At 38.2% G+C, this 11275-nt stretch carries 13 protein-coding genes and 2 pseudogenes; 9 read left to right on the top strand and 6 right to left on the bottom strand.

The window, feature by feature from the left end:
* Positions 1–142: 142 nt before the first annotated feature.
* Positions 143–244 (top strand): annotated as a pseudogene (locus V8I28_RS12590) (restriction endonuclease subunit S); the annotation flags it as partial.
* A 185-nt stretch (positions 245–429) separates the two neighbouring features.
* Positions 430–519: a putative holin-like toxin gene (locus V8I28_RS12585; protein WP_107696660.1), complete on the top strand. Its 90-nt coding sequence runs from the start codon at positions 430–432 to the stop codon at positions 517–519.
* 336 nt (positions 520–855) lie between these two features.
* Here the strand turns inward: V8I28_RS12585 and V8I28_RS12580 are convergent, their stop codons facing one another.
* The 3 genes from V8I28_RS12580 to V8I28_RS12570 all read right to left on the bottom strand — a co-directional run bounded on the left by V8I28_RS12580 (position 856) and on the right by V8I28_RS12570 (position 4476).
* On the bottom strand, positions 856–2424 hold the full coding sequence (locus V8I28_RS12580) for a ClC family H(+)/Cl(-) exchange transporter (protein WP_087509189.1): 1569 nt from the start codon (positions 2422–2424) through the stop codon (positions 856–858).
* A gap of 122 nt (positions 2425–2546) precedes the next feature.
* Entirely contained in the window at positions 2547–3701 is a 1155-nt protein-coding gene (locus V8I28_RS12575; protein WP_341780425.1) for a cation:proton antiporter, read from the bottom strand.
* Positions 3702–4254: 553 nt separating this feature from the next.
* The gene (locus tag V8I28_RS12570; protein ID WP_148294669.1) at positions 4255–4476 is read right to left on the bottom strand and encodes a flavodoxin; all 222 of its coding nucleotides are present in this window, start codon (positions 4474–4476) and stop codon (positions 4255–4257) included.
* 147 nt (positions 4477–4623) lie between these two features.
* On the opposite strand from V8I28_RS12570, the pseudogene V8I28_RS12565 reads away from it, so the two are divergent.
* Positions 4624–4713: pseudogene (locus V8I28_RS12565) on the top strand (IS30 family transposase); the annotation flags it as partial.
* A 41-nt stretch (positions 4714–4754) separates the two neighbouring features.
* On the opposite strand, the gene V8I28_RS12560 reads toward V8I28_RS12565, so the two are convergent.
* Positions 4755–5222, bottom strand: coding sequence for a Dps family protein (locus V8I28_RS12560; RefSeq protein WP_003587210.1), 468 nt, complete (start codon positions 5220–5222; stop codon positions 4755–4757).
* A 601-nt stretch (positions 5223–5823) separates the two neighbouring features.
* Between V8I28_RS12560 and V8I28_RS12555 the strand changes: the two genes are divergently transcribed.
* Entirely contained in the window at positions 5824–6585 is a 762-nt protein-coding gene (locus tag V8I28_RS12555; RefSeq protein WP_060416931.1) for a helix-turn-helix transcriptional regulator, read from the top strand.
* 149 nt (positions 6586–6734) lie between these two features.
* Here the strand turns inward: V8I28_RS12555 and V8I28_RS12550 are convergent, their stop codons facing one another.
* Entirely contained in the window at positions 6735–7091 is a 357-nt protein-coding gene (locus V8I28_RS12550; RefSeq protein WP_014271908.1) for a type II toxin-antitoxin system YafQ family toxin, read from the bottom strand.
* On the bottom strand, positions 7091–7369 hold the full coding sequence (locus V8I28_RS12545; protein WP_003586674.1) for a type II toxin-antitoxin system Phd/YefM family antitoxin: 279 nt from the start codon (positions 7367–7369) through the stop codon (positions 7091–7093). The genes V8I28_RS12550 and V8I28_RS12545 overlap by 1 nt, the downstream gene beginning before the upstream one ends.
* 78 nt (positions 7370–7447) lie before the next feature.
* On the opposite strand from V8I28_RS12545, the gene V8I28_RS12540 reads away from it, so the two are divergent.
* The 5 genes from V8I28_RS12540 to V8I28_RS12520 all read left to right on the top strand — a co-directional run bounded on the left by V8I28_RS12540 (position 7448) and on the right by V8I28_RS12520 (position 11192).
* Positions 7448–8035, top strand: a complete 588-nt coding sequence (locus V8I28_RS12540; protein WP_012660357.1) for a site-specific integrase — start codon at positions 7448–7450, stop codon at positions 8033–8035.
* A 12-nt stretch (positions 8036–8047) separates the two neighbouring features.
* Positions 8048–8407 (top strand): hypothetical protein, encoded by a 360-nt coding sequence (locus V8I28_RS12535; RefSeq protein ID WP_046870853.1) that lies wholly within the window; start codon positions 8048–8050, stop codon positions 8405–8407.
* Between the two features lie 376 nt (positions 8408–8783).
* Positions 8784–8996 (top strand): hypothetical protein, encoded by a 213-nt coding sequence (locus tag V8I28_RS12530; RefSeq protein ID WP_010015136.1) that lies wholly within the window; start codon positions 8784–8786, stop codon positions 8994–8996.
* Between the two features lie 707 nt (positions 8997–9703).
* Complete coding sequence (locus V8I28_RS12525; protein WP_341780423.1) at positions 9704–10639, top strand: replication initiation protein; 936 nt, start codon at positions 9704–9706, stop codon at positions 10637–10639.
* The gene (locus V8I28_RS12520; protein WP_341780422.1) at positions 10632–11192 is read left to right on the top strand and encodes a DUF536 domain-containing protein; all 561 of its coding nucleotides are present in this window, start codon (positions 10632–10634) and stop codon (positions 11190–11192) included. Before V8I28_RS12525 ends, V8I28_RS12520 begins: the two co-directional genes overlap by 8 nt.
* The last annotated feature ends 83 nt before the right edge of the window (positions 11193–11275 follow it).

The raw sequence follows: 11275 nt of genomic DNA, 5'->3' as shown, positions 1-11275 counted from the left end.
TGTGCTAGTGCGCCACGTTGAAAACGTGATAAAGTAGATGTACCCAAAGTAATCACTCCCTATATTGGTTGGAATTAGCTACTACCATTGTGAGTGATTGCTTTGGGCTTTTTAATTTCTGTTCGGATTAATTATAGAATTTGCCTTTTTCAAACAACTAGACGATACTATAGCTCTTCATCAGCGTAAGCTTGAAAAACTCCAGGAACTCAAAAAAGGGTATCTACAAAAGATGTTTTGCTGATTCTTAATTTGATCAAATTTAGGATCCCATGAAACTCCATGATCTATTTTTATTGTGCTTGGTCAATACTTAATTCACCTGTATAATAGATTACGCAGGAAGGTTTAAGGGCGGTGGCTGTCTTTTCCCTTGTGAGGTGAGGCCCATGGGAACATGGAATAATCTTCAGGAAGGTTTCACAGTCAATGAGCGTCTTCCAGGCACTCTCGTTGATGTTGCTGTTTGGCACGTTTTTAATCGCGCTACTCAGCTATATCGACAAGCACCACAAATAAAAAAGCCGCCCTGCGTAACTTTGGTAGGTTACAGGGTAGCTTAATGCTGTCTTATTAACTTCGCCACCGCCTTTGAAGCGGCTTGCGTAGGAAGTCTTGTTAGCGCAAGGCTTCCTTTTCTGTCTACATTATAGCATGACTATGAGAAATTGGGTAGCAAGGCATTTTCGGCATATTATTTATCTTTGTATTTTTCAAAATAGGTTCAACTAATTCTGTTTCAGCGTTTTTCGTACTTCACCGTATTTGTATATAGTTTTCCAATATGTTTATGTCTGCCAACGGACCCACTTAATCTGATACCTACCATTATGATAAACCAATTTACCTATTAACTTAGTCTTGGTGCTTTTTTTCTAAGGTTGCTAATAATGCATCAATCCGTTGTTTAACTTGGGGTCGTTGGGTTGTATCAGTTAACAGTACTAACGTATCACCTTCATGAATCAAGGTGTCACCATGTGGAATCACTTCTTGTTCACCACGCCGGATTCCAATGAGCAGTGCTTCTTTAGGCCATGGCATGTCTCGGACCATTTTGCCGTTTAAGGGACTGCCAAAGAAAACCGGTATTTCCAAATGATCAGGTCGATGAAGTTGCTGAACAGTTTTAGGCATTGTCATCTGCTTAAGCAATGCTTCATAGATTGGTGCACCGCCTAATAAATCAACAACAAGGTAAGCAGTTAACGATATGACTGCTAATGGCATTAAATGTGTTAAATTGCCAACCATTTCTGTTACCAGCAAGATAGCTGTGAAGGGAGCTTTTCCGATTCCAGCAAAGTAACCGGCCATGGAAAAAATGATTAGGTTCATGATATAGACATGCGATAATAATCCTAATTGATTCATTAAGACGCCATAAACCGCACCAATCACAGCACCTAAAGAAAGAATCGGCAAGAAAATACCGCCAGGTAATCCGGAACCATATGAAATCATTGAAAAGACGAATCGTATAATAAAAATTGCAATTAGTACAAACAAAGGTGGAACATGCTGGCCAAATCCCAAAATTAAGCCATTACCACCACCGAGTAAATTTGGCGAAAAGTAACCAACTAAAATTACCAGCAGAAATGGTACGATACCTTGTATTGGGCGTGGCAAATGTGTCAATTGATGATACCACCTAGGCATAACTAACAAGACCCGTTGATATAAGTAACCAAATAATCCCAAAACAATGCCGAGTAAAATTAAGTGCCAATAATTTGATACTGGTAAACTACGTGAATAACTTAAATGTAACACGGGAACAAGTCCGAAAACATTCAGCGAAATAAAATTTGAACCAATTGCTCCGGCTAATGCTGTTAACCAAACCAGCGGTGAAAAATTATGGTAAATCTCTTCTAAGACAAATAGAGTTCCAGCAATGGGGGCATTAAACGCTGCTGCTAATCCAGCAGCGGCGCCTGATGCAATTAGTAGTCGGCGATCAGTTCCTGATAACTTAAACTCAGAAGCGAAACCTTGACCAACTGACGCACTTAATTGAATCGCTGGTCCTTCTCGTCCGAGAAATAATCCAGGTCCCAATGCCAGAATACCACCGATAAATTTTCGCCAAAGAATTGACCACCAGTGCATTTCCAATTCACCAGCCAATTGACCTTCAACTTGCGGAATTCCAGAACCAGCGATATAAGGTTCTCTCTTGAGAAGTCGAGCCACAATTAACGCTAAACCAAGGTTGATGCCTATCAACAATGCCCATTCCCACCAAACAAACGGCGCGATTCGTAAGTATCTATATACCAATCGACTATAGTGCAGCCCTATCTCAATACAATAGCGAAATAAGCTAACAACGGTGCCACTCATTAAACCCACAAGCAGGCCGAGTAAAACAAATCGCAAACGAGTAACGTCAAATTTTTCTTTTACAAGCTGTATCAAATAACTAGCCCTCCATTATAACCAATATTATATAATTTAGTACTTAATTAAACTAGGCAATATCTCGATGAAATCTAGTAGTTATTTTTCACAGAGAAGGGGTGTCATACCGCTAAAATGTTTTAGTAGTTTATATGACGAGCCGCATGTTTGAGTAGTAATGGTGCTAATAACGTTGTTAGGATAATGGCAGTGATAATTGCCGAATAGTAATCATCACTGATTAGTTTGGATTGGTAGCCTATTTGAGCGATAATCAAGGCCATTTCCCCACGCGAGACCATCCCTGCACCAACGAGGTAAGCTTCATTCGAACTGAATCCGGCCCATTTAGCCCCACTTCCCGCTCCTAATAGTTTCGTCAGTGTTGCCACAATTGTCAATACGATAATTAATAACAAATCGTGTTCTATGCCAGCTAGTGACATACTTAAACCAATTGAAACGAAGAATACAGGAATGAAAATCGCATAACCGATTGGTTCGATACTTTGATCAACTTCATGAGCTACATGAGTTTGTGCAATCGCAATTCCTGCAAAAAAGGCCCCAATTACTGCACTCAGTCCAATCAGATTTGCAATATATGCCATACCAAAACACAAAATCATCGCCATTATAGTAGGTCCCACTGGATTCAATAATTTGGTGCCTAGTCTAGCGAGGAGAGGGGCGATAAAACGCATCACGAAATAAATTGCGGCAAAGTAAATTAGCTGCTCTAAAAAAGTCAGAGCTAGCGGTATCTGGGTATCCGTACCAGCCTTTGTACCTATTAAACTGACCATAATGCTAAGTAAAACGACAGCTAGCACATCGTCAACCACCGCGGCACCGAGGACTGTTGAACCGCTCTTACTATCAAGTAAATTTAGTTCTTTCATGACAGCAACTGAAATTGAAACCGACGTTGCGGCAAAAATAACGCTCAAAAACAAGCTTTCAAATTTTGTCAAGCCAAAAACAATACCAACTGGATAGATCAGTACCATTGGAATCAAAACTCCTAACAACGCGACAATTATGCTAGGACGCAAATATTTTTTAAGCAATGTAAGATCACTCTCAAGTCCGGCGATAAACATTAAGATGATAACCCCAATCTCTGAAAAAATATGGATAAAATCATTGGCGTGAACCCAATTCAACAACGCAGGGCCAAGAATAATTCCAACAAATAATTGACCGATCACTGCTGGGATACCAACCCTAGAGGCTAGATGGCCAAATAGACTAGTTGCAATCAAGATGATCACCAAGGTACCTAAAAATTCCAAACAAAAACCTCCTCATACAAAAAACGTAAACCCAGATACCTCTTCCACACCCCTGAAAGAGAACACCTTGAGCTTACGTCAACCGATTTATTTATTCATATTTTGATAATACCTTTTATATGATAGCAGACTAATCAAAAATATTCAAGTAACGATAAGTTGTCGTATTTAGTTACTTATTTCGAAACACGGACACCGCCAATTTTAAAAGTGACCTCTGAATTTTCCGGCATATGTGCCGGTTCGCCTGTTTTAGATATCGGAATCGTCTTCTCCAGCTATAAATCATGCTGGATACATAACCGAGCTAAAAAGACACCGTAGGTATATTATCACGTCCAAGTAATCAAAACTAGTAGTGATCAAATCATCATTGATTTCTTGTTTGAGGCTTGTGTAATTCTTCTTTATATTGTGGGTGCCAATATGATACCTTTCCCAGCGGTTGATCATCTGCTTCTTGATCGTAATTATTTAACCAATTTTTGATGGCTTGATCAGTGTCGTAAGCACATACTCCACGAACTGCCAATCCACGTTCAATCGTGGCTCCTTAGGCAATCTCTGATAGTTCATTCAGACTATCACCAAAGCGGTTCCCTTCATGGGTGCAGACCGGATAGATTGTTTTGTCTTGCCACTGATATTGTTCCATAAACGTTACAATCGGACGCGGTAAATGATTCCACCAATTAGGGAATGCTAAAATAATGTGATTGCTACCAGCAATATCTGCAGTAATTGGCATAATTTTAGGAAAAGTACGCTCGTCCAATTCGTGTTTGGTAATTTTCAATACTTGTTGATACTCATCAGGATAATCGGTAGATTGTAAAATTAATCCGAACGCTGTTCGGACAAAAAAGATCAGCTTCCTTTAAAATGGTGTTTACCACAAACCCATCTTTTAGGAGCTGATCTTTTGTCTAGTATAACCTATTCCGAACGAATTAAAATCGAAACCTTTTGTGAACTAGGGCTGTCCAATATCCAAATGGGCGTTCGGATTAATTTTACAATCTACCATAAGCCTACCGATTTTTTAATATTATTTTATTCATCAATTTCCGGCGCCGACCCAAGCTCTGCCTGAATCATCCAGATTTTCTTCTCAATTGCGGTTTTGAGACCAATGAAAATATCTTGGGTACTGAAGTCTTTTTCAACATCGGATACTTCAATGCCGTGTTGGTAAAGGTCTTCCAAGTAACGATAGCCATCAACTAAGTGTGCGAGGCGTTCTGGGGTTGTTTTGTCCCATTCACCAGGCCAGTCTTGAATCTTAGTGTTTTCGGCCATTTCTTTTAAGGTCGAGTAAGGACTGCCATCAAGCGCAATCAGCCGTTCAGAAATGACATCGAGTTGGCTGTCAATTTCTTCCATGAACTCATCCATCAAGGGGTGCAACTTCAAAAAGTTGGGTCCACGCATGTACCAATGCGTCTGATGGATAATCATTGACATCTGGCTCAAATCGGCAACGAGTTGATTTAATACTGCTTTGGTTTTCGTATATTTCATTAGATTGATCTCCTTTCCATATGGTTATTATAACTTAGTGGTAGCTTAATCTGAAACGTTATACACTGGCAAATTAAGTTATTTATAGCCCGTAGAATTAAGTCGTTTTGAAAAGATGGAGACGTTATATGGTAGATTGTAAAATTAATCTACAATTGAATTTTATTTACCTTATGAAGATGTTCAAAACGCGTTAAAGGAAAGTGCGCAAAACCCCTTTATACGTAAAAAGGATGAATGGGTAGTGGGTAACAATGAGTGTAAATTAAATAAGGCACAAAAAAGGATGCTTAAGGATAAAGAAATATATAATCATTTCAATTTAGAAAATATTTCCAGTTCCATCAAAACGGAGCTAAACAAGATAGCGCATGACATCGATGACTAATACTTTAACACCAAACAGAAAGGGGCTATGAATATATAGGGTCTATAACTTACAAATAGGCCTTTGATCATTTCTAAAGCCATTCTTCAGAACGTTATTACGATCTGAAGAATGGCTTTATTGGCTTGTGCAAGTAACATTTGCGTGACTAATGCTAGTAATTCTTGCTAGGATTGCCTTAGATCCTTGATTATGATTTAGGAGGAGTGAGATTTGAGCTTTAAAGACGATATCAAGACCTTGCGCAGGCAATCTAACTTAACCCAAGAAGCATTAGCTCAAAAATTACATGTGACCCGTCAAACGGTCTCAACTTGGGAAACTGGCAAGAATATGCCAAGTTTAGAGACCCTGCATGCTTTGAGTCAATTGTTTAACATCTCACTCGAAAAACTTCTATTTAACGAGGAGATTGCAATGAAAAAAGATAAAGAACCCTCTTTGGCTACCCAGATAGATCATGATGTTAAGCTTAAAAGTCGTTATCGTCGTTGGACTTTTGGTTTAGGTGGCTTGATCGTACTAGCACTGGTTAGTATTGGTATTTTATGTTTGGGATATTATAAAGGTATTGGGACGATTGATCGCTTTGATCCGTTTTTATCCTATAAAGTCGGGTACAGTAAATTACCTAGTGAAAAGGAAATTTCTCCTAACAATAAGGCGACCAATGGTTACTGGACCGCTTGGTTCACCGATAATACGATGGGTAATGAATGGACCAAATTAACCTTAACGACGGGGCTTAATCCTGGGGTCAAAGATCCTTATGTGATGGCTTATCATAAGGGCAGCTATGTTAAAGTTGCACGTATTGTGCCTCGCACCTACATTAATCAGACTTATGTTAGCAACTTAGCAGCATTAGACGCCTTGTTAAACCATAAGGGAAATACAGCGACTAATAATCATGACCTCAAAAAATTTAAGACACAGATCCATGTATCTGACACGGTCCAGCAGTTAGGTGACTGAATAGAGAACCACCAAGTTACAATCCTGCAAGTAGTTTCAGGGTCTATAACCTTCAAATCGCCCCTCAAAATCATTGTTAAAATAACCCCCAATATCTATAATGTAGATGTTGGGGGCTATTTGTTTTTATATGATATAAATGACTTCTTTTATTCGTCATTTTTTCGATACCTTTTGGAACGATTTTGACCAGGAAATAAACGATCATGCGATCCTACTCGAATGCCAATTAAGACTAGTTCATCTGTATCAATCGTATAAACAACCAGAACATCGTTAGTTTCGCTTGGTGTTTTGTTTTTCGGGGTGTCTCGTAAATGAAATTCATTATAACCGCTCATTCGCCGATTAAGCTCATGATCTTCAAATTCTGGTGGTAATTGTTGCTGCTCAAGCAACAGGTCAATGGCTGCTCGAACTTCATCAATAATAGATTTGTCTAAACTGGCTAACCGTTTTAGATCAGCATTAAAGGTTGCACGTGGTTTAAATCTTAGTTTTTTCATTATTTAAACTGGCCCCAATAATCATCATCTGATTCAACAATTTCATCGTCAGGTAAAACATGGCGTTTAATTAACTGATCACGTGCAATTGCATATTCTAACGAGCCTTCTTTAGCTTTTAATGCTCGTTCTAGCCAATCCATTTTTTCTTGTGAAACGATGGCCACTGCGCGACTATTTGAACGAGCAATATAAACGGTTTCGTCTTCGTCATTAACTTGATCTAAATATTTTTTTAAGTTAGCGCGAAAATCGCTCTGTGTTAATGCTAATGTCATATTTACCACCCTTTCTTTGTACTTAATATTGTACTTTAATTTGTACTAAAAATCAAAAATTTTAAAGGAGCTCAAACTATGCAACAAATTGTCTTACCAATCAAAGATTCAAATGTGCTCAAAGAAGTGCAAGATACGTTACTCCATAATTTCAAAGCTGGTTGGCGTAACTATACCGTTTTTCAAGTGGGTAAAGCGACTCTGTTGCGAGTGAGCGACGTTATGAAGCTTCGTTGGACAGATGTCTTTAACGAAAACGGCACCGTGCGTCAGAATGCGTTTATCCACGACCAAAAGACCGGTAAAGCTAACCTGCTCTACTTAAAACCCGTGCAAACTGATTTATTAGCCTATCAAGCTTGGTTGCAAGAAAACCATTTGGTTTCTGACTGGTTGTTTCCCTCGATTCAGCACCCAGAACGACATATCACGGAAAAACAGTTCTACAAAATCATGAGCAAGGTTGGCGATCTGTTAGGAATTAATTATCTAGGGACCCATACGATGCGTAAAACCGGGGCTTATCGCGTTTACACGCAATCAAATTATAATATTGGCTTAGTCATGAATTTGCTAAATCATTCCAGTGAAGCAATGACTTTAGCTTATTTAGGCTTAGACCAGGCTAGTACTGAAACGATGCTGGATAAAATTGATTTTGGTTAGGAGGCTGGCTTTATGGATTTAGATTTTAAATCAAACAAGTATGATCTTTTTGATGATTGGCATCAAAACAAGACTAAACAAGCCTTTACACAAAAGTTGCAGCAACAAGCTCAACTTGAAAAAACACAGCTGCCACAGTTATTGTCGCGTGAAGATTTAAAAATTCGCTGGCAGATGAACTCTCGTCAAAGTGTTCATCAAGTTGCTAGTAAGCCTGATTTTCCGCAACCCGTTTTTGCTTTTAATCATGGTAAGACGCCACTTTACTTAGCAACTGAAATTCAAATTTTCGAAATTAATCACCCCTGGGTGATAACTCCCGGTGCTCGTCTTGCTTATAGTCATTGGATCCTTCGTAATGTGATTGATTAATCTTGAGATTTGGCTCTAGGATTTTTATCGTTGGCGCTAGCCTTCTAATACAAATAATCCCCATCAAAATGGGGATTAAATCTACCCTTGACAAGTGTCAAGGGTGTAAGTGCGCATTGACCTCGTTTTGCTCGGTCTGCTGATAACCATGAAATCAGTTTTTGCCGTTGTTGAATTGACTGTATTTTTAATTCAATTTATGTTTGCACCTAACTAGGATTGTTATGTTTTAAATATTTAAAAAGTGTTGCAGATTATGCTGTTTTAAGCCAAAATTTTTTAATTGCTTTGTGCAGAGAATTTTTATAAGCTTGGTAACAAATTTTGAATAACGGTGTTGTAAGATCTGTAAATCTAAACTGAAAGCATTATTTTGATGTTAGGAGTCATTAAGATGGACGAAAAGAAAGTATTAAAACCAATTGATGAAATGCTTGCTGATCCTTGGCAAGTTGATATTCAAGAATTGTTTGAAGCTTCTGTCAATGAACCTGACGAGATTAAAAAGAATTTGTATGATTCCTTATACACTTATATTTTGCAAAAAAGACAAGAAGATATTATTAATCGTCCTGGCTTCGTTATTTAGCCCTCTAAGAGCCTGTTGAGGGCTTTTTGTTTTTGCTTTGGTATAAATGTATAGGAATGGTCTTAAAATCGCTAGAAACGAAAAATAAGACCCTTAAAAACGAACATAGCAGCTAAAATCTTTTTGAGATTCAAAAAACTAACTGTTTGCTGTTAATGGTAGCGGACGAGCGTAGCGTGGGAGCATAAGGAATTGACAGCTCTAAACCAGTCTTAACACTGAATTGGCGAAAGCCAAAGTTTCTATAAAACTTTGCTTTCCTGCCTAACGGCGAGTGAAAAAGCAGTCAAGCTGGCTCAGCTTGGACGGGGTTCGGGGCGTCAGCGCCCGAATTAATGTGGCTTGCCGCACCTTTTTAGGCAACGAACGAAGTGAGGCGCAAGGAGCATAGCGACTGGAGTTTAATGTGAGCCTGTTTTTGGGCTCACTCCTTTGTATTTTTGTTTTAGATTTTGATCTTGTACACTGGTGCCTCTTTTATACCTCTTTTATAAACCTCTTTTAAACCTCTTTTAGACCCCTATTGCGCCTTACTCCCCCAAGGCGTACAGAAGTTTATCGACTACATTTTGTCTGTTTATCGACTACATTTTGTCTGTTTATCGACTACATTTTGTCTGTTTATCGACTACATTTTGTCTGTTTATCGACTACATTTATTTACTCCTGTATTCAAATAAGGTAGTATTATTCAAGGAGGTTATTTTATGAGCAATGAATTAGTCAAATATGACCCTGAATTAAATACAATCCCCTTGCGAAGGTTTACTCCTGTAGAAATGAACTTGTTCTTTTCTGTAGTTTCTAGAATACGTGATAAAGGTGATGATACTGTTAGATTTACCTTTGATCAGTTAAAAGAGTTAAGTGCCTATAAGCCAACCGCAAATAATCGGTTTATTGATGACATACAAAGTACATATCAAAAAATACTAGGTCTTAGATTTGGCTCTCGAAGTAAAGATGGTCTTGATAGAGAGATGTTTGTCATGTTCACTCGATTTGAAATTAAGGGATCTGCAGACGTTCCTTATGTTGATATTCAAATTTATCCCAAAGCGTTGAAACTTCTAAATAATCTCGAAAGTTGGGTTCGTTATGCTTTGACAGAGTTCCGAGATTTAAAGAGTAGTTACGCAAAAACAACTTTTCGTATTCTTAAACAATTCCGAACCACTGGTTATGCTTATTTTTCTAAAAATGATTTCTTTGAACTACTAGATATTCCACAAAGCTATTGGAGTAAGCCTGCGAACGTTGAATCTAGGGTTATTCGCCCAATTAAGGAAGAACTAACCCCTTTGTTTAGAGGCCTAACTATACGAAAAAAATATGGTAAAGGTCGTGGGAAACCAGTGATTGGTTATACTTTTACTTGGAAGCCTGAAAGAAAAGACGCAAACGACTTTTCTCAAGGTAAGTTCCAAGATGAGCGTCAAAAACTTTTTAATATCCAGAATAATGGTGAATTAACAGAACAAGAAAAGTGGCGTGCTACCGATAAAGTTAAAGGCCTACCACTAGGCTCAACTGAAAAACAGATTTTAGCCGAACGACAGATTGAGCATGATAAAACAATAAGAGATCAGACAAGACAAGAAATGCTTGCTGAACTCCGAAAGGGGTTTGGAAAACATGCCTAAAACTATTAGAGAACTTGCTGATCAATTGAATGTCTCCAAACAGACTATTCAATATCATTACCAAAGACTACCAGCAAAGAATCGGCAAAAAGATAGTCAGGGTACAAACATGATTAGCCCTAAAGCTGAAAGGATTATCAGAGACAAAGTAGCAAAGCCTTTGTTAGCAAACAACCAACAAATAGATAGCAAAGAAACGACAAAGACTAACAAAGACAATAATGAGCTGGTTGCAACTCTGATAAAAGAAGTAGAGGACCTAAAGTCTCAACGAGACAAACAGCTTGCTACCAAAGACCGCCAAATAGACAGTTTAACAAAGTTGATAGATCAGCAACAAAAATTACAGTTATCAACTGTAACAGAAAACCGACAATTAAAAGAACACGTGCGAAAATTGAGTTATTTGGTTGAATCTCCTAATTCAACTAAAAAGCAACAAGCAAACGACCAACAAACAAAATGTAGGGTGGGTGAAACTGATAATAAAGAAAGAATCATATCTAAAAGTTGGTGGCGTTTTTGGAAAACAAAGTTATTTGGTAGATTGTAAAATTAATCCGAACGCTGTTCGGACAAAAAAGATCAGCTTCCTTTAAAATGGTGTTTACCACAAACCCATCTTTTAGGAGCCTG

Source organism: Levilactobacillus sp. HBUAS70063 (assembly GCF_038374745.1).
Lineage (GTDB): Bacteria > Bacillota > Bacilli > Lactobacillales > Lactobacillaceae > Levilactobacillus.
The sequence above is the reverse complement of the archived record's forward strand: the minus strand, read 5'-3'. Positions and strand labels throughout refer to the sequence as shown.